The organism is Microbacterium rhizomatis (genome assembly GCF_008710745.1).
Classification (GTDB): domain Bacteria; phylum Actinomycetota; class Actinomycetes; order Actinomycetales; family Microbacteriaceae; genus Microbacterium; species Microbacterium rhizomatis.
Window position 1 is genome coordinate 519,049 of sequence record NZ_VYSA01000002.1, and the last position, 16,907, is coordinate 535,955.

Consider the following 16,907-nt stretch of genomic DNA (forward strand, 5'->3'; position numbering starts at 1 on the left):
GGAAGGGCAACCATGTCGATCTCGACCGAACGACCCACGCGCACAGAGACCGAACTGCAGGAGATGGCGCGCGACCACCTCTGGATGCACTTCTCCCGCCAATCGGTCATGACCGAGGGCCCCGGCGTGCCGATCATCGTGCGGGGCGAGGGGCACCACATCTGGGACTCCACGGGCAAGCGCTACATCGACGGGCTGTCCGGCCTGTTCGTGGTGAACGCGGGTCACGGGCGCAGGCGCCTTGCCGAGGTCGCCGCCCGGCAGGCCGAACAGCTCGCCTTCTTCCCGATCTGGTCGTACGCCCACCCGTCGGCGATCGAACTGGCCGCCCGCCTCGGCGATCTCGCCCCCGGAGACCTCAATCGCGTGTTCTTCTCGACCGGCGGCGGCGAGGCCGTCGAGACCGCCTTCAAGCTGGCCAAGCAGTACTGGAAGCTGCAGGGGCGGCCCACCAAGCACAAGGTGATCTCGCGGGCGATCGCCTATCACGGCACGCCGCAGGGCGCGCTCGCGATCACGGGCCTCCCCGGCATGAAGGCGATGTTCGAGCCGGTCACCCCCGGCGGCTTCCGCGTGCCTAACACGAACTTCTACCGCGCCGCCGAGATGGGCTTCGTCGCCAGTGCAGATGCGACCCCCGCGCAGGCGCTGGACGAGTTCGGCCTCTGGGCCGCGAACCGCATCGAGGAGATGATCCAGTTCGAGGGGCCCGAGACGGTCGCCGCGGTGTTCCTCGAACCGGTGCAGAACTCGGGAGGATGCTTCCCCCCGCCGCCGTCGTACTTCCGGCGCGTGCGCGAGATCTGCGACACGTACGACGTGCTGCTCGTGAGCGACGAGGTGATCTGCGCGTTCGGCCGGATCGGCGAGTACTTCGCGTGCGACGCGTACGGCTACGTGCCGGACATGATCACGTGTGCGAAGGCGATGACGAGCGGATACTCCCCGATCGGCGCGACGATCGTCAGCGACCGCATCTACGAGCCTTTCGCCCACGGCGATGCGACGTTCCCGCACGGTTACACGTTCGCGGGGCATCCCGTCTCGGCCGCCGTGGCGCTGGCCAACCTCGACATCTTCGAGGAGGAGGGCCTGAACGCGCGGGTACGCGAGAACTCGCCGCTATTCCGCACCACGCTCGAGAAGCTGCTCGACCTGCCGATCGTCGGCGACGTGCGCGGGGACGGCTACTTCTTTGGCATCGAACTGGTCAAGGACAAGGCGACCCGAGAGACGTTCGACGACGACGAATCGGAGCGACTGCTCCGCGGCTTCCTGTCCAAGGCCCTGTTCGACGCGGGGCTGTACTGCCGGGCCGACGATCGCGGCGATCCGGTGATCCAGCTCGCCCCGCCCCTCACGATCGGTGCCGGCGAATTCGACGAGATGGAGCAGATCCTGCGCTCCGTCCTGACCGAGGCCTGGACCCGGCTCTGAGGGCGCTCCGAGTCGCCGGGAATTCCGCTCCGTCGCCTGCGTTGCCTCAGGCATGACAACAGTAGGCATCATCGGAGCAGGACACATCGGATCAGCACTCGCACGGGGGCTCGTCGACCGCGGGTACCAGGTCGTGATCAGCAATTCCCGTGGTCCCGAGACACTGGCCGACTTCGCCGAGGAGCTCGGCGAGAACGCGACGGCGGGTACGTCGGCGGATGCCGCGGCCGCGGGTGATTTCGTCATCGTGACGGTCCCCCTCAAGGCCATCCACGCCATCCCCGTGGAGCCCTTGGCGGGGAAGATCGTGGTCGACACGAACAACTACTACTGGGAGCGCGATGGGCACATCGCGGTGCTCGACGACAAGCAGGCCACCGTCTCGGGCCTTCTGCAGGAGCACCTCCCGACCTCCAAGGTCGCGAAGGGCTTCAACCACATCATGGCCGCGCAGATCCTGACCGACGGATCGCCCGCCGGTACCGAGGGCCGCCGCGCCCTCGCCACGGCGAGCGACTTCGCGGAGGCGGCAGACCTGGTCGCCGACCTGTACGAAGAGTTCGGGTTCGACGTGGTGAACGTCGGACCGCTCGCCGACAGCTGGCGCGTCGAGCGCGATCAGCCGGCGTACGTGACTCGCCAGGATCGCGACCAGCTCGTCGCGAACCTCGCCGACGCCGTTCGCTAGGCGCGCGCGGGCCCTTCCTCAGGGCCGTTCGCGGGGGACGAGTTCACCGTCGACGATGTCGATGCCGGGTACATCCGGGAGCTCATCCCCCGCCCGGCCGGCGCCCGGGGATCGTGATGGCGTCACGGTCTCGATGTCATCCGGTGGGATGCTCACGGCGCGACCTCCTCGCTCTCGTTCCCTACGATGCCCTGTGCCGCGCTCTCGGGCATCCCCCTTGACATCTCACCCGCCCTGGGGTCCACTGTCCCCGGCGCAGGTTATGGTATGCGGGTGGGCACCATCTACTACGGCGGATCGGCAACACCGATCCACATCGAGGACCGCGCGCTGGCGCACCTCAAGGTCGTCATCGCGACGAAGCTTCGACGCGGCGAGAGCTTCACCGTCTCCTGGCGGCATCCCGACGATCAGCCGCGCGGGCGCAGCACCATCTGGCTGCACCCGTCGATCCCGATGCGGTTCGTGTTCGACGATCCCGAGCCGGCGATGCTCAGTCGCGAATGGATCGAAGAGCTGGCGAACTCCGCCAATTCGTCGGGCGGCATCATGCTCATCGCCGAGCACTTCGACACCGGGCCCGTGCCGGTCGTCGACGGCGACTCGGCGGCCCTCACCGCAGCCTTGTCCGGCGATGGCGACGTAGCCCTCGGCAAGGTCGAGGTCGAAGAGCTCTCGATCGACAAGCTGGTCGTCTCCGGCTCCGACGTCGACGTTCCGGTCCGCACCGCCGACTGAGTCCGAGCTCGCAGCGCCGGGGTCAGCCGGTCTCGGCCTCGCCGGATTCGGTGGGCTCCGGCGTGATCGACAGCCCGTTGGGTCCGCTCGCGGCCTGCATGAGATCGTCGATCCACGCGCGGTTGATGCGTGGATTGCGGCTGCCGAAGAAGTGGAACTGCAGCGGCACCGAGGGGTGCAGCCAGAAGCTGCGCCGACCGCTGCCGTCGCCGATCTCGACGTCGAACATGAACGGCTCCGCGCGACGGAGCTTGTTCATGACCACGATGCGCAGGTGCGCCAGCGTGCGATCGTCGATGTCGACCGAGTTCGCCATGGTGTCGTAGATGAACCTGCCCATGCTGCGAGCCTAGTCGTCGGCGGCCCCGCCGCACTCCGGCCTCGCCGCCCTCGACGCGACATGCCCATCGCGCTAGCGTGTGCCTCGGGAGCGGGCATGGATGCCGATGTGCTGATCGTGGGAGCCGGGCCGGCGGGCCTCGCCGTCGCCGCATGCCTGCGCCGTCGCGGAATCGAGGCGCTCATCCTCGACCGCGGTGATGAGCCGGGCCGGTCGTGGGCCGATCGGTACGAGCGTCTGCACCTGCACACGCCGCGCATCCAGTCTGCCCTTCCCGGCCTGCGCATGCCACGCCGATTCGGACGGTGGGTCGCGAAAGACGACATGGCGCGCTATGTCCGCGGGTACGCGCGGCGCCACGACCTTCACCCCCGGTTCGGCACGACGGTCGAGCGCGTCGAACGGAGAGGCGGCGGGTGGACGGCGCTGGGCGGCGACGATGAGCTCACCGCCCGCCAGGTCGTCATCGCCACCGGCTACAGCCACACCCCGGCGACCCCGCGCTGGCCAGGGCAGGAGGGTTTCCCGGGAACGATCGAGCATGCGGCGCACTACCGCAGCGCGATGCCGTTCGCGGGGAAGGATGTGCTGGTCGTAGGGGCGGGTAACACCGGGGCCGAGATCGCGGCCGACCTGGCCGAGCACGGCGCGGCCCGGGTGCGACTGTCGATCCGGACGCCGCCGAACATCATCCCGCGACAGCTGGGGCCCATTCCGACGACTCTTCTGGCGATCTCGATGGACTTCCTGCCCGCCGCGCTGGTCGATCCGCTCAACGGGCTCCTGCAGCGCTGGTTCGTGGGCGATCTCACTCGATTCGGGATGCCGGCGGCCCACGCGGGTGTCGTCGCCCAGGCCCGCGCCACCGGCGTCACACCGACGATCGACGTCGGACTGGTCGCCGCGCTCCGCGCCGGCTCAGTCACGCCCGTGGCGGCCCTCGAACGGTTCGACGGGGCAGAGGCCGTGCTGGCGGACGGCACCAGGTTCTCGCCCGACGCCGTGATCGCAGCCACCGGCTATACGACCGGTCTGCTTCCGATGCTCGGGCACCTCGGAGTCCTCGACGAGCGAGGAGTCCCCTTCGCGACCGGCGCGCGCACCGCGGCGTCCGCGCCGGGTCTCCGCTTCGTCGGGCTGTCCAACCCTCTGAAGGGCCAGCTCTTCCAGATCGGGCTGCACGCCCGATCTGCCGCGCGGGCCATCCACCGCGACCTGTCGCACATCGCCTGATCAGCTCTACGTGGAACCCGGGGCGCGCCGTTCGGGTCAGCGCACCCCGGGAGTCAGTGGGTGGTCGTCCCCCAGAACCGACCACCCCTCGAACCTCGTGACGCTGCAGCATCGCTCGGTCTCGAGTTCGATCGTGCCCCCTCGACCGCAACGCAACCTCAAGATTGGCTCAAGCGGTCGGAAAGGTCTTCACGACGTCTCCCCCGAGGCGACGAAAAGGAGCGTCGGGGGAGAGAACGCGCACGTCGAGCAGGGCCAGATACCCTACGGGGGTATAGTATGTCGATATGAACGGCTACACCGAGAACAAGGACGATCTGCTCAAGCGACTGCGTCGCGCCGAGGGGCAGGTGCGCGGCATCGCGCGCATGGTGGAGGACGACAAGTACTGCATCGACATCCTCACCCAGGTCTCGGCCGTGACGAAGGCTCTCGAGACCGTCGCACTTTCGCTGCTGAGCGATCACCTGAGTCACTGCGTGGCCGAGGCGAGCGCCGAAGGCGGCGCCGTGGCCGACGAGAAGATCCGCGAGGCCAACGCCGCCATCGCCCGGCTCGTGCGCTCATGAGTGGCTCGATTCCTGAATCCCCGAGCTCGAGCATCCGTCAGCCGGCCGCAAGTACCTCGAAAGGACACGAAATGACCGCCGACAACACCCTCAACGTGCTCGTGAACGGCATGACCTGCGCGCACTGCGTCGCGAGTGTGACCGAAGAGATCTCGGCGATCGCCGGCATCGACGGGGTCCAGGTCGACCTCAACCCGGGCGGCGCGTCGCACGTCACCATCCGCAGCGCGTCGCCGATCGACGCCGCGAGCGTTCGTGCCGCCGTCGAGGAGGCGGGGTACGCGCTCGCCGGTACTCCCTCATGAGCACGGACGCCCGGGTGGCCCCCACCGCACCCGACGGAGACGTCGAGCTCGACATCGCCGGCATGACCTGCGCGTCGTGCGCCGTGCGCATCGAGCGCAAGCTCAACAAGCTCCCGGGCGTGGAAGCGACGGTCAACTACGCGACCGAGAAGGCGCGCGTGCGGACTGCCGGAGTACCGACAGCCGACCTGATCGCTGCCGTCGAGGCCGCGGGGTACGCGGCCGCGGTCCCGGTGGCACCCGTCGAAGAAGCGTCGGCGGATGCCGCACCCTCCGCTGACGGTGAGCTCGCGTCCCTGAGATTGCGTCTCCTGACCAGCACGGCTCTGGCGGTGCCCGTGGCGCTCATGTCGATGATCCCCCTGCTGCAGTTCACGAACTGGCAGTGGCTCGCACTGACCCTCACCGCACCGATCGCCGTGTGGGGAGCGTGGCCTTTCCATCGGGCGGCGGCGATCAACGCCCGTCACGGCGCAGCCACGATGGACACCCTCATCAGCCTGGGCGTGATCGCCTCGTTCGGGTGGTCGCTCTACGCCCTGTTCCTCGGAACGGCGGGCATGCCTGGCATGCACATGACCTTCACGCTGTTCGGCATGCCAGAAGCGGGTGCCGGCGAGATCTACCTCGAGGTCACGGCGCTGGTCACCGTCTTCATCCTCGCGGGGCGCTATGCCGAGGCGCGGGCCAAGAGATCCTCGACCGAGGCGCTGCGCGCGCTCCTCCACCTCGGCGCCAAAGACGCCGTGCGACTCGTGAACGGCCTCGAGCAGCGCGTGCCCGTCGCTCAGCTCATCGTCGGCGATCACGTGGTCGTCAGGCCGGGCGAGAAGATCCCGTCCGACGGTCTCGTCGTCGGCGGTGCGTCCGCGATCGATGCCAGCATGCTGACCGGCGAGTCCGTCCCCGTGGAGGTGACCACGGGCTCACGCGTCGTGGGCGCCACGATGAACACCGCCGGTCGCCTGACGATCGAGATCACGCGGGTCGGCGCCGACACCGAACTCGCGCGCATGCAGCGACTCGTCGAAGAGGCGCAGACGGGCAAGGCGCGCGTGCAGCGGCTCGCCGACCGCGTGTCTGCGATCTTCGTGCCGATCGTGCTCGTCCTCGCCGTGGTCGCCTTCGTCGGATGGATGCTCGTCGGCGGCTCGGTCGAGGTCGCGTTCACCGCCGCGGTGGCGACCCTGATCATCGCGTGCCCCTGTGCGCTCGGCCTCGCCACTCCGACCGCCCTCCTCGTGGGGACCGGCCGCGGCTCGCAGCTGGGCATCCTCATCCGCGGTCCACAGGTGCTCGAGCAGACCCGCCGCATCGACACGATCGTCCTCGACAAGACCGGCACCCTCACGACGGGCGAGATGGCCGTGACCGGGGCATTCCCCGCCGAGGGCGTGAGCCGCGACGAGCTCATCGGGTTCGCGGCGGCCGTCGAGGCCGGGTCGGAGCATCCCGTCGCACGAGCGATCGTCTCGGGTGCTGCCGCGCATCGGAGTCAGGTGCCGGATGCCGAGGCGTTCACGTCGCACGCCGGGTTCGGCGTGCAGGGCATCGTCGACGGCGCCCTCGTCGTCGCCGGGCGCCCGTCGTGGGTGCAGGGCGAGTGGAGCATCCAGCCCCCGGCAGACGCGCTCGCGAACGCGGATGCCCTCGCGGCGGATGGGGCGACGGTGGTCATGCTCGCCCGCGACGGCGCCTACCTCGGGGCGATCGCGGTGGGCGACACGATCAAGCCGACCAGCGCGGAAGCGGTCGCCCGGTTGAAGGCCCTGGGACTTCACCCCGTGCTGCTCACCGGTGACAACGCGGGCGCGGCGGCGCGGGTCGCGGCGGCCGTCGGCATCGATGACGTGCGGGCGGGTGTGACCCCGGCCGGCAAGCTCGAGGCCATTCGCGATCTGCAGTCGGCGGGGCGCATGGTCGCGATGGTCGGCGACGGCGTCAACGACGCGGCAGCCCTGGCGGGAGCAGATCTCGGAATGGCGATGGGTGGCGGGACGGATGCGGCGATCGCGGCATCCGACATCACACTCGTCTCGGGGGACCTGCTCGCGACGGTCGATGCGATCCGGCTGGCCCGTCGCACGCTCGGCACGATCAAGGGCAACCTGTTCTGGGCGTTCGCGTACAACGTCGCGGCGATCCCGGTCGCGATGCTCGGCCTGCTCAACCCGCTGGTCGCGGCCGCGGCGATGGCGTTCTCGTCGGTCTTCGTGGTGACCAACAGCCTGCGCCTGCGCGCCTTCACCCCCTCCCGTTCCATCCGCGAGACCGGATAGGCGCCGCGAGAGGGCGGCGAAACACCCCGGTCTCGTGGCGTCTATCCGGTCTCGCGGAAGGGGCAAGGGGCCCAGGGGGGTCAGGGGTGGCGGGCGATCGCCGCCTCGAGGGCGGCGACGACCAGGTCGTGGTCGTCGTGCTGCGCGAGGCCCGACACTCCGACGAAGCCCACCAGCGACCCGTTCACGCGGAGCGGGAAGCCGCCGCCGGCCGGCGCATACAGCGCCCTGTCGAGCCCGAGATCGGCGAGGTCGGCGCCACGGAGGCGCAGCTTCGCGCCGACCAGAAGCGACGGCGCGTTGAACCGGGCGACCACCCGCGCTTTGCGCGCCAGCCAGTCGTCGTTGTCGGCACTGGTGCCGGGGCGCGCCGCGTGGAACACGCACTGCCCCCCGAAGAGGATCGTCGTGGTGATCCCCAGGTCTCCGTCGATCGCGCGCTGCACGATGTCCGTGCCGAGCGCGTACGCGTCGTCGTATGTGAAAGACGTGAACCCGATCGACGCGTTCTGCGCCTCGAGGTGCGCGATCAGGTCTGGTTCGGTGAGGTCTGCGCTGCGGGGCATGTGCTCCTGCTTCCTGTCGGACCCGAAACTATCGCGGAGACCGGCTCAGTGGAATGGATGCCGTCGCTCGAGCGCCGCGCCCTCCACATCGACGACGTCTCTGGGGAGCGGTGCCACCCGGAAGCTTCCTTTCGAGTGAGATGTGAGTACTAGTATCCCCTCTGATTCCCGGGATGTCCGAGGCCCTCGGCAGAATAGTGGTTATGGAAGACCTCGCGACCGCACTCGACGCGGTGGATGCCGCCCTCGGCGATCTGGTCGCGCGGGCGTTCGCGGGCGACGTGCTCCGCTGGTTGAGCGACGAGGATCTGCTCGCGGTGATCACGGCCGCTGCGCGGGGCGGCCGGCACGCCGAAGCCCTCCTGATCGAGGGTGCGGGTCAGATCGAAGACCGCTCGACGCTGCCGTCGAAAGAGGCGCAGATCGCCGGCCGGTACGGGTGCCGGAACGCCTCCGAGCTCCTGCAGCGTGCCACCCGCCTTTCGTCGCGTACGGTCGGCAACCTCCTCACCGCCGGCCGTGCGGTGCTCCGCCGGGTCGCGCCCTCCTCCGGCGAGCTCCTGCCTGCCGAGTATCCGGCCGTCCGCGCCGAGCTCGCCGCGGGGCGCGTCGGCCTCGACGGGCTGACGGCGGTTGTCGGGCCACTCCAGAGTGTGGCGATGGTTGCCGGCGCTGCGGCGCATCTCGCGGCCGACGAAGAGCTCGCCGCATGCATGCGCGGCGAGGGGGCGGATGCTGATCCCTCCCCCTGTGCGGACGATCTTCGTTCCATGGCGACCGTGTGGGCGACGTATCTCGACCAGGACGGCGCAGAGCCCCGCGAGACCCGTGCGCTCCGCAAGCGCTCGCTCACGCTCGGTATCTGCCGAGACAACCTCGTGCCCGTCCGCGGGAACGTGCTGCCCGAGGTCGGGGCGCAGCTGCAGCTCATCTTCGACAGCATCCTCAATCCCAAGAACGACGACAGCGATACGGTCCCGGGCGGACCGTGGTTCACAGAGTCGACGGACGACGAGCCGCGTATCGCCCAGGCCGAAACCCGCACCCGGGCACAGCGACAGCACGACGCGTTCGCGACTGTACTCTTCAAGATCGCCGGGTCGGGGGCTCTGCCCAGTCTCGGCGGCGCCGCACCCACCCTCGTGGTCTCGGTCCGCGCCGGCGACATGACTTCCGGGCGCGGGTACGCCCACATCGACGGGATCACCGAACCGGTCTCGCTCTCGTTCGCCCGGCACATCGGGTGCAGCGGCAGCATCCAGCGGGTCACTTCAGACGAGCGGGGCCGGATCATCGGGATCGAGACCTCGGACCGCGTGTTCAATGGCTCCCAGCGCAAGGCGATCGGGCTGCGTGACGGCGGGTGCGTCATTCCCGGCTGCCACGTCCCCGTGTCGTGGTGCGAGATCCACCACGTCGCCGAACACGCCAAGGGCGGGCCGACCCACACCGACAACGGCGTGCTGCTCTGCTGGTACCACCACCGCACGATCGACGACGGTCTGTGGCGCGTCCGGATGAACCGCGGCATCCCCGAGATCCGCGGCCCGAACTGGTGGGATGCGACGGGGCGATGGCGTCCGGCATCCACCGCTCCCACTCGCATGCGAGACCGAGTATCCAGACGCACGTGAACCACGCGCAGGTCACCGCACACCCAGTCAGCGCGCACCCGGGTCAGCGCGCACCCCGGTCAGCGCGCACCCGGGTCAGCGCGCACCTCGGAAGGCGTCGACCCCCAGATCCCGCTCGGATCGCGTCAGTTCTCCGCCGAGGTGCAGGCGAAGACATCGACCTCGGCTTCCTGCACCTGGTGCCACACCGTTTCCGCATCCCCGCCGGGTTGCACGCCGAGGGCCGTCAGGCAGCCGCGGAGCTTCACGTACGTCGGCGAGTCGTATGAGTTCGCGACCTGCCAGGCGAAGTCGATGCCGGAGAAGTCGACGTAACAGGCGTCGTACACGCGTCGCGCATCGGCGGCGTACGAGAACTCATGGACGGCCCCCACCTCGCGGACTTCGACCGGGGAGGCGCCCCCGTCGCGCATGCAGTCGGCGAACGCGGCATACGCCTCTTCGTATATCTGCTGGGTGACCGCCATGGGACACCGGTGGAGAACGACCCTGCGGTTCGCGTCCACCCGCCGAAAGCGGCCGCGCCGCCCACCGCGACGAGGCCGGCCGCGGCGAGAGCGGACATGGCGAAGACGACGTTCTGCTTCTTCATGATTCTCCCTTCGTCCGCTTTGTATATTAGTGTCCACACAGGCATGACGGGCGAGGGTCTGTGCACGGGGCACGTCACGCAGGCGGAACACGCGGGCTGATCACCGATCCCCGGAGCCACTGCCGGATCGCGGCGTTGCGCCCAGAGCGAAGGACCTCGCTCGACGCTGCACACCGGTGCATCCCGTCGCTAGCCTGGATAAGGTGCACGCACCCGAACTCGACCCGAAGCAGTCGCCCTCGATCACCGACGCCCAATGGGCACGGCTCCTCACGTTCGGCACGCCCCACGACGTGGAGGAGGGCGATTACGTCTTCCGCTCCGGCGACCGCAGATATGACCTGATCCTCGTCGAGTCGAGCGAGGTCGAGGTCGTGCGCGAATCGCTCGGGTGGTTCGACGAGGTCGTCATCGCGACGATGGGCCCTCGGACGTTCGTGGGTGAGCTGGGCCTCCTCAACGGCCAGGGGGCGTTCCTCTCGGCGCGTGTGACGAAGCCCGGGCAGGTCTACCGCGTCGATCGCGAGGCGCTCCGTCACCTCATGGCGGAAGACGACGAGCTGTGCGACATGATCCTGCACGCGCTGTGGGAGCGCCGCGAGGCCCTGCGCAAAGGGCCGGCGGCGTACACGCTGAAGCTCATCGGCACGAAGTCGTCACGCGACTTCCTGTACCTCCGTCGCTTCGCCGAGCGGCTCGACCTCGTCCACACAGCGACCGAGATCGATCCGTCCGACCCGTCACTCTTCCCGCATCACGACTTCACCGAGGCCGACCTCCCCGTGGCGTTCATCCAGGGCGAACCCATGCGGAACGCCACTCCGGGGAAGGTCGCCGAGCGGCTCGGACTCAGCTACGAAGGCGATGCCGACGAGATCGTCGACCTGGTCGTCGTCGGCGGGGGCCCGGCCGGACTCGCCGCGGCGATCTACGGAGCATCCGAAGGCCTCAGCACCGTGCTCCTCGACTCCGTGGCCCCGGGAGGACAGGCGGCGGCGACCTCGCGCATCGAGAACTTCCTCGGATTTCCGTTCGGTGTCAGCGGGGGCAGCCTGATCGGCCAGGCGTCGCTGCAGGCGCTGAAGTTCGGCGTGCGGGTGTACGCGCCGTGCGAGGCCGTGAACCTGCAGACCGCGGGCGACATCCTCGATGTCACACTCACCGACGGGCGTGTGATCCGCGCTCGCAGCGCGATCGTCACCTCGGGCGCCGCGTACCGCACCCTCGAGCTCGATCGCTGGGCCGACTTCGAGGGGGCGGGCATCTTCTACGCCGCCACTCCGCTCGAACTCCGGCAGGTCACCGGCTCGCCCGTCGTGGTGGTGGGCGGCGCGAACTCGGCGGGCCAGGCATCCCTTTATCTCGCCGCGAACGGATGCCGCGTGCGCCTGGTGGTGCGCGGCGACGACCTCAGAACGCGGATGTCGTCATACCTCGTCGACCGTCTGCTCGAGGAGCCGCTCATCGAGGTGCACACCCGTGCCAGAGTGACCGGCCTCGCCGGCGAGCGATCGCTCGAACGCGTCACGATCGAGGGAGTCGGTGATGTCGATGCGCGCGGGCTGTTCTGCTTCATCGGGGCGGACCCCGCCACCGCGTGGCTGCCCGACCTCGACCGCGACGACGACGGGTTCCTGCGCACGGGCACGGACGTCGGAGTGCAGACGCTCGAGCGCTGGCAGGGCCTCGGGCGCGAACCGCTGCCCTTCGAGACCTCGATCCCTCGCGTGTTCGCCGCCGGGGACGTGCGACGCGGATCGATGAAGCGCGTCGCGGCCGCGGTGGGCGAGGGTTCGAGCGCCGTGGCCTCGGTGCATCGCGCGCTCGCCGTCTGAAAATCCGCGAGACCGGATATACGCCACGAAAAGGTGACGGATGCACCCGGTCTCGTGTCGCCTATCCGGTCTCGCGAGCTGAGAAGGGGCGTTGCGGGTGGGCCGGGGAGTGGGCGAGAGTGGGCGAGAGTGGGCGAGAGCGGGAGCGACATGAGCGAACAGTCGAAATGGGTACGGGCCGAGGTCGGGCCTAGTGGCACCGGGTGCGTCGAGTGCGAAGCAACCGGCAGCTGGTGGGTGCACCTTCGGCGGTGTGCATACTGCGGGCACATCGGATGCTGTGACGACTCGCTCGGGCAGCACGCCACCGCGCATGCGCACGCCAGCGGTCACCTCGTGATCCAGAGCTTCGAGCCGGGCGAGGACTGGTTCTGGGACTACGGCGCCGACGACATGTTCGAGGGCCCCGCGCTCGCCCCGCCGACCAGCCACCCCGAGTCGCAGACCGCGCCGGGTCCGCAGGACCGCCTGCCCGCCGACTGGCAGCGCATCCTGGCGCGACACCGCGCGCAGGGCTGAGCCCTCAGGGCTGAGCGCGCAAGGCTGAGCGCGCAAGGCTGAGCGCGCAAGGCTGAGCCCTCAGGGCTGAGCGCGCAGGGCTGAGCGCGCGGGGCTGCGCGTCGCGCGCAGGGCTATTCCCGCGGCGACTCGTCGACGAGTACGCGCAGGATGCGGATCAGGGCAGCACGATCTTCGGGCCCGATCGACCGCAGCTCGACCTCTTCGCGCCGCACGAGCTCGGTCATCGCGAGGTCGACGACGTTCGCCCCCTCGTCGGTGAGCCTGACCAGCACCCCGCGGCCGTCGTGCGGGTTGGGGCGTCGCGAGATCATCCCGCGCGCGAGAAGGTTCTCGATGCGGTTCGTCATCGCCGCGCTCCCGATCCGAGTGCGTTCGATCAGGACGGCGGGGCTCAGCTCATGCGGACTCTCGGCACGCCGCAGCGCCGCCAGCACATCGAACTCCCACGGTGCCAGCCCCGCACTGGAGAACGCCGCGACCCGCAGCCGGTTGAGTCCGAGCGCCACCCGGCGCAGTCTCGACATGATGTCGAGCGGGCTCAGATCCAGGTCGGGCAGTCGCCGGGACCAGGCGTCGATGAGCAGGTCCACTTCATCGTCGGGTACGGATGGCTCACCTCTCATGAGTCGACCGTAGCTTCTCGACGCGCTGCGGAGGTTCAGCGCACGGGGCTGCCCGCAGCCGCCAGGTAGCGGATGACGGCCAGCACGCGACGGTGATCGTCGGAGTCCACCGCGAGCCCGAGCGCGTCGTAGATGTTCGACGTGTGCTGCACGACCGCCTTCTCGCTGAGGACCAGCTGACCGGCGATGCTCGCATTGCTCCGCCCTTCGGCCATGAGACCGAGCACCTCGAGCTGGCGAGGCGTGAGGGATCCGACCGCACCGCCGACGCGGCTCGCCCGCGAGACCATGACCGAGACCACTTCGGGGTCGAGCGCGGTTCCGCCCGCAACCACGCGGCGCAAGTCCGAGGTGAAGGTCTCGACATCGGCGATCCGCTGCTTGAGGAGGTAGCCGACGCCACCGGTCTGCTGATCGAGCAGCTCGGTGGCGTACCGGCGCTGTACGTGCTGAGAGAGCACGACGACGGCGATCCCGGGGTGGGTGTGGCGAATGCGCAGCGCCGCCACCAGACCCTCGTCGGTATGCGTGGGAGGCATCCGGATGTCGGTGATCACCAGGTCGGGCCGATGCCGCTCGACCTCGCGTTCGAGCTGGACGGCCGTACCTACCGCCGCGACGACGTCGAAACCGTCGCCCTCCAGCAGACGTGCGAGGCCCTCCCGCAGGAGTACTTCGTCTTCGCCGATGACTACGCGCATGGCAGTTCCACCTTTACTTCCGTTCCGCCCCCTCGGGGCGAACTGATGACAACACTGCCCCCCAGCACATCGACGCGGTCGATCAAGCCCCGGAGCCCCGTGCCGTGGGACACCCTCGCTCCGCCGACGCCGTTGTCCTCGATATCGAGGCGCAGGATGTCGCCGTCGCGGCGCAGGTGCACGGTCACGAACGTCGCCCGAGAATGCTTCACCGCGTTGGTCAGCACTTCGGCCAGGATGAAATACGCCGTGTGGGTCGTCGCGGGGGCGAGCGGCTTGTCGAACGGCTCGGCCTCCAGCGTCGCAGGAATCGCGAGCCTGTCCACGATGTCCTCGGTGGCCGCGATCAGGCCCTGCTCGACCAGGGCCGCGGGCAGGACGTTGTGCACGAGGCTGCGCAGATCGGCCGCCGCCGCGTCGATGCCGCGCCGCAGCTCTGCAGACGCAGCACTCGTGGCGTCGGACGCGTCCGGCGAGTTCGCGATCTTCTGCGCCTCCAGCGCGAGCAGCACGAGCTGTACCTGCAGCCCGTCGTGGAGGTCTCGCGCGATCCGCGAGCGCTCGCGGTCCGCGGTCTCGACGAGTCGCACGCGCGACTGCATCAGCGCTTCGTTGCTCGCGATCAGCTCGGCCGTCAGCCGTTCACGATCGACCGCGATCGCCAGCACCTCGGCGGCACGCCGCACCGGATAGGGGTCGCCGATGATTCTCGTGTCGTACACGATCGCACCGACAAGTCGGGTGTCGACCCTGACCTCGAGCAGGCCCTGGTGATCGGGGAACGTCGCCGGATCGACATCGGTGCCGTGCTCGTCGACGTAGCCCTTGCGCTCGGGGGCCCAGTAGAAGACCCGCAGCGAGTTGTCGCCGAGCGTGGTCGACAGCGCCCGGGCGACAGCCGGCCGCGTGGCCCCTTCGATGCCGAGCCAGGCGCTCAGCGCCTCGAGATCGCCCGTGCGGGTGAAGCCGCCCAGCAGCACGCCCAGGAGGAATGCGATCGGGATGCCGGCATTGAGCGCCAGCTGGATCGTCCCGATGGTCACCTCGTCGGCCCCCAGCGGCCCGAGGACGTTCGGGGTGAGCGAGATCAGTACGACGGCCAGGATGCCGTAGGCGAACAGCGGCAGCAGCACACGGCGATGGATGCGGTCGGCGTCGATGAGACGCGAGATGAGGATGACGGCCGTTGCGACCATCACCGCGAGTCCGAGCGGGCGCTGGGCGATCGACACGATCATCGCGAGCTCGGGCTCGTCAGCCACGCTCGCCACGTAGGCGAGCGATTGCAGGCCGATCGCGATGACGTATCCCGAGAACACCGTCGCGATCGACAGCCGCCCCCGCAGCCTGCCGGACGGGAAGGCGTGCAGCAGGTGGACCATCACCGCGAGCACCGCCGTCGCCGAGATCTCGCCGATCACCGTCAAGAAGGGGATGCCGAGATTGCCGAGGCCGCCGAGGAACACCGTGATCGCCCCGATCACGATCAACGCGCCGATGGCGTTGTTCGGCCGCCGCCACCACGCGATGATCCCTGCCGTCATCCAGATCCAGAACAGGACGGTGAAGAGCGACACGGCCCAGACGGCGTCCGGGGTCTGGGCTTCGACGGCGAGCTGGAACACCCCCAGGACGAGCGCGCACACCGCCAGGATGATCAGTGCGAGCTGGAGAGAGCGAGCACGGCCTCCACGCAGCCGCACCGGGATCGATCGGGTGATCGGCAGAGGTGCCGTTTCGGCCATGGTGATCACGGTAGTTGTATCTCTCCACTCCGGGACGCTGCTCGTCCACGCCCCACTCTGGACGAAAACGCGACCCAGCTCCATGGACTTGGGTCCTGTCCGGCGGGATCCTCGATGGTAGGCGAGCATGCCCGGCGCAGGACCCGAAGTGGCGACGTGGGTCTATGTCGGTTCATCGTGTCCTGAGCCATCATGGTGTCGTGCCCGGGAAACCGCCGTTCTCCCCGATGACCCGTGAGCACGGTCGAGGAGAAATGACGTGAGCTCACCGCTGTACCGCCCCGCTGCTGTCCAGAACCTCGCAAGCCCTGAGCAGCTGGACACCGTCGTGCGCGTGACACGGCCGCGCGGCTGGATCGCGCTGTCGGCCGTCGGGCTGGTCCTCGTGACATTCGTGGTCTGGTGCTTCGTCGGCACGGTGCGCACGACCGTCCCCGCCGCCGGCATGGTCCTCACTCCGTACGGCACGTTCAGCGCGGTTGCGACGGAGGCCGGCCAGATCACCGAGATCTTCGTATCTGCCGGCGATCACGTGACCGCCGGTGCGCCCGTGGCCACGGTGCACACCGCGGATGCCGGTGACATCAGCGTGCTCGCCACGGCGAACGGCACCGTGACCGAGCTGCTCGCGTACCCGAATGACCGGGTCGATGCGGGCCAGTCGATCCTGACGGTCCAGCCCGCTGACGAGCAGCTGCGCGTCTTCGCCTTCGTGGCGGTCGCGGGCAGCCAGCCCATCAAGCCGGGGATGCCCGTCCAGATCTCGGTGACGACCGTCCCGTCGGAGGTGTACGGCCTCCTCCAGGGCACGGTGACGAAGGTCGGCGCGTACCCTGCGACCCGAGCGGGGGTCAACGCGCTGCTGCACAACGATGACATCACATCGATCGTGGTCGGCGGCCCGCCCGTGTTCCAGGTGGAGGTGGCGCTCACGCCCGCTTCCACCCCGTCCGGCTTCGCCTGGACGTTCGGCGACGGACCGCCCGACCCGATCGTGGCCGGCACGCTCGTGAACGCGACGGTGATCACCGCGGTCGAGCATCCGATCTCTCTGCTGTTCCCGTCCGATCGGACCGCCCAGTGACCGGTGGCCCCGGGGC

17 protein-coding genes and 1 pseudogene are annotated in these 16,907 nt (G+C 69.3%); 11 read left to right on the top strand and 7 right to left on the bottom strand.

Annotated features, from left to right (window positions below; translation table 11 throughout):
- Window positions 1-12: 12 nt before the first annotated feature.
- On the top strand, window positions 13-1,437 hold the full coding sequence (locus tag F6B43_RS10790; RefSeq protein WP_150448934.1) for an aspartate aminotransferase family protein: 1,425 nt from the start codon (window positions 13-15) through the stop codon (window positions 1,435-1,437).
- Window positions 1,438-1,489: 52 nt separating this feature from the next.
- Window positions 1,490-2,125: an NADPH-dependent F420 reductase gene (locus tag F6B43_RS10795; protein ID WP_150448935.1), complete on the top strand. Its 636-nt coding sequence runs from the start codon at window positions 1,490-1,492 to the stop codon at window positions 2,123-2,125.
- A gap of 18 nt (window positions 2,126-2,143) precedes the next feature.
- Here F6B43_RS10795 and F6B43_RS19590 read toward each other — a convergent pair whose 3' ends face one another.
- Complete coding sequence (locus F6B43_RS19590; RefSeq protein WP_170285621.1) at window positions 2,144-2,281, bottom strand: hypothetical protein; 138 nt, start codon at window positions 2,279-2,281, stop codon at window positions 2,144-2,146.
- A 117-nt stretch (window positions 2,282-2,398) separates the two neighbouring features.
- Here F6B43_RS19590 and F6B43_RS10800 point away from each other — a divergent pair.
- Window positions 2,399-2,719 (top strand): annotated as a pseudogene (locus tag F6B43_RS10800) (DUF7882 family protein); the annotation flags it as partial.
- Between the two features lie 166 nt (window positions 2,720-2,885).
- Here F6B43_RS10800 and F6B43_RS10805 read toward each other — a convergent pair.
- Window positions 2,886-3,203 (bottom strand): DUF7882 family protein, encoded by a 318-nt coding sequence (locus tag F6B43_RS10805; RefSeq protein ID WP_150448936.1) that lies wholly within the window; start codon window positions 3,201-3,203, stop codon window positions 2,886-2,888.
- Between the two features lie 96 nt (window positions 3,204-3,299).
- On the opposite strand from F6B43_RS10805, the gene F6B43_RS10810 reads away from it, so the two are divergent.
- From F6B43_RS10810 to F6B43_RS10825, 4 genes are all read left to right on the top strand, one after another.
- Window positions 3,300-4,436, top strand: coding sequence for a flavin-containing monooxygenase (locus F6B43_RS10810; protein ID WP_150448937.1), 1,137 nt, complete (start codon window positions 3,300-3,302; stop codon window positions 4,434-4,436).
- Window positions 4,437-4,723: 287 nt separating this feature from the next.
- Complete coding sequence (locus F6B43_RS10815; RefSeq protein ID WP_150448938.1) at window positions 4,724-5,005, top strand: metal-sensitive transcriptional regulator; 282 nt, start codon at window positions 4,724-4,726, stop codon at window positions 5,003-5,005.
- 71 nt (window positions 5,006-5,076) lie between these two features.
- Window positions 5,077-5,310, top strand: a complete 234-nt coding sequence (locus F6B43_RS10820) for a heavy-metal-associated domain-containing protein (RefSeq protein WP_150448939.1) — start codon at window positions 5,077-5,079, stop codon at window positions 5,308-5,310.
- Window positions 5,307-7,589 carry a heavy metal translocating P-type ATPase gene (locus F6B43_RS10825; RefSeq protein ID WP_150448940.1) on the top strand — a complete coding sequence of 761 codons (2,283 nt, stop codon included), beginning with the start codon at window positions 5,307-5,309 and terminating at the stop codon, window positions 7,587-7,589. The genes F6B43_RS10820 and F6B43_RS10825 overlap by 4 nt, the downstream gene beginning before the upstream one ends.
- 80 nt (window positions 7,590-7,669) lie before the next feature.
- Here F6B43_RS10825 and F6B43_RS10830 read toward each other — a convergent pair whose 3' ends face one another.
- Window positions 7,670-8,155, bottom strand: a complete 486-nt coding sequence (locus F6B43_RS10830) for a heme-degrading domain-containing protein (RefSeq protein WP_150448941.1) — start codon at window positions 8,153-8,155, stop codon at window positions 7,670-7,672.
- A gap of 203 nt (window positions 8,156-8,358) precedes the next feature.
- Here F6B43_RS10830 and F6B43_RS10835 point away from each other — a divergent pair, with 203 nt between their 5' ends.
- Window positions 8,359-9,789 (top strand): HNH endonuclease signature motif containing protein, encoded by a 1,431-nt coding sequence (locus tag F6B43_RS10835; RefSeq protein WP_170285622.1) that lies wholly within the window; start codon window positions 8,359-8,361, stop codon window positions 9,787-9,789.
- Between the two features lie 125 nt (window positions 9,790-9,914).
- On the opposite strand, the gene F6B43_RS10840 is transcribed toward F6B43_RS10835, so the two are convergent.
- Window positions 9,915-10,256 carry a hypothetical protein gene (locus F6B43_RS10840; RefSeq protein ID WP_150448943.1) on the bottom strand — a complete coding sequence of 114 codons (342 nt, stop codon included), beginning with the start codon at window positions 10,254-10,256 and terminating at the stop codon, window positions 9,915-9,917.
- 328 nt (window positions 10,257-10,584) lie between these two features.
- On the opposite strand from F6B43_RS10840, the gene F6B43_RS10845 reads away from it, so the two are divergent.
- On the top strand, window positions 10,585-12,216 hold the full coding sequence (locus tag F6B43_RS10845; protein WP_150448944.1) for an FAD-dependent oxidoreductase: 1,632 nt from the start codon (window positions 10,585-10,587) through the stop codon (window positions 12,214-12,216).
- Between the two features lie 150 nt (window positions 12,217-12,366).
- On the top strand, window positions 12,367-12,735 hold the full coding sequence (locus F6B43_RS10850; protein WP_150448945.1) for a UBP-type zinc finger domain-containing protein: 369 nt from the start codon (window positions 12,367-12,369) through the stop codon (window positions 12,733-12,735).
- A 113-nt stretch (window positions 12,736-12,848) separates the two neighbouring features.
- Here F6B43_RS10850 and F6B43_RS10855 read toward each other — a convergent pair whose 3' ends face one another.
- Genes F6B43_RS10855 through F6B43_RS10865 form a run of 3 tightly spaced genes read right to left on the bottom strand, consistent with a single transcriptional unit; the run spans window position 12,849 to window position 15,807 of the window.
- A complete protein-coding gene (locus F6B43_RS10855; protein ID WP_150448946.1) occupies window positions 12,849-13,361 on the bottom strand; it encodes a MarR family winged helix-turn-helix transcriptional regulator in 513 nt (170 codons plus the stop codon).
- A 35-nt stretch (window positions 13,362-13,396) separates the two neighbouring features.
- Entirely contained in the window at window positions 13,397-14,062 is a 666-nt protein-coding gene (locus F6B43_RS10860; protein ID WP_150448947.1) for a response regulator transcription factor, read from the bottom strand.
- A complete protein-coding gene (locus F6B43_RS10865; RefSeq protein ID WP_150448948.1) occupies window positions 14,053-15,807 on the bottom strand; it encodes a sensor histidine kinase in 1,755 nt (584 codons plus the stop codon). The genes F6B43_RS10860 and F6B43_RS10865 overlap by 10 nt, the downstream gene beginning before the upstream one ends.
- A 259-nt stretch (window positions 15,808-16,066) precedes the next feature.
- Here F6B43_RS10865 and F6B43_RS10870 point away from each other — a divergent pair, with 259 nt between their 5' ends.
- Window positions 16,067-16,891: a biotin/lipoyl-containing protein gene (locus tag F6B43_RS10870; RefSeq protein ID WP_150448949.1), complete on the top strand. Its 825-nt coding sequence runs from the start codon at window positions 16,067-16,069 to the stop codon at window positions 16,889-16,891.
- Window positions 16,892-16,907: the final 16 nt, after the last annotated feature.

What these genes read in the sequence shown, in the direction of transcription:
- F6B43_RS10790 (WP_150448934.1), top strand. Translation starts at nt 13, where the DNA reads ATGTCGATCTCGACCGAACGACCCACGCGCACAGAGACCGAACTGCAG.
- F6B43_RS10795 (WP_150448935.1), top strand. Translation starts at nt 1,490, where the DNA reads ATGACAACAGTAGGCATCATCGGAGCAGGACACATCGGATCAGCACTC.
- F6B43_RS10805 (WP_150448936.1), bottom strand. Translation starts at nt 3,203, where the DNA reads ATGGGCAGGTTCATCTACGACACCATGGCGAACTCGGTCGACATCGAC.
- F6B43_RS10810 (WP_150448937.1), top strand. Translation starts at nt 3,300, where the DNA reads ATGGATGCCGATGTGCTGATCGTGGGAGCCGGGCCGGCGGGCCTCGCC.
- F6B43_RS10815 (WP_150448938.1), top strand. Translation starts at nt 4,724, where the DNA reads ATGAACGGCTACACCGAGAACAAGGACGATCTGCTCAAGCGACTGCGT.
- F6B43_RS10820 (WP_150448939.1), top strand. Translation starts at nt 5,077, where the DNA reads ATGACCGCCGACAACACCCTCAACGTGCTCGTGAACGGCATGACCTGC.
- F6B43_RS10825 (WP_150448940.1), top strand. Translation starts at nt 5,307, where the DNA reads ATGAGCACGGACGCCCGGGTGGCCCCCACCGCACCCGACGGAGACGTC.
- F6B43_RS10830 (WP_150448941.1), bottom strand. Translation starts at nt 8,155, where the DNA reads ATGCCCCGCAGCGCAGACCTCACCGAACCAGACCTGATCGCGCACCTC.
- F6B43_RS10835 (WP_170285622.1), top strand. Translation starts at nt 8,359, where the DNA reads ATGGAAGACCTCGCGACCGCACTCGACGCGGTGGATGCCGCCCTCGGC.
- F6B43_RS10840 (WP_150448943.1), bottom strand. Translation starts at nt 10,256, where the DNA reads ATGGCGGTCACCCAGCAGATATACGAAGAGGCGTATGCCGCGTTCGCC.
- F6B43_RS10850 (WP_150448945.1), top strand. Translation starts at nt 12,367, where the DNA reads ATGAGCGAACAGTCGAAATGGGTACGGGCCGAGGTCGGGCCTAGTGGC.
- F6B43_RS10855 (WP_150448946.1), bottom strand. Translation starts at nt 13,361, where the DNA reads ATGAGAGGTGAGCCATCCGTACCCGACGATGAAGTGGACCTGCTCATC.
- F6B43_RS10860 (WP_150448947.1), bottom strand. Translation starts at nt 14,062, where the DNA reads ATGCGCGTAGTCATCGGCGAAGACGAAGTACTCCTGCGGGAGGGCCTC.
- F6B43_RS10865 (WP_150448948.1), bottom strand. Translation starts at nt 15,807, where the DNA reads ATGGCCGAAACGGCACCTCTGCCGATCACCCGATCGATCCCGGTGCGG.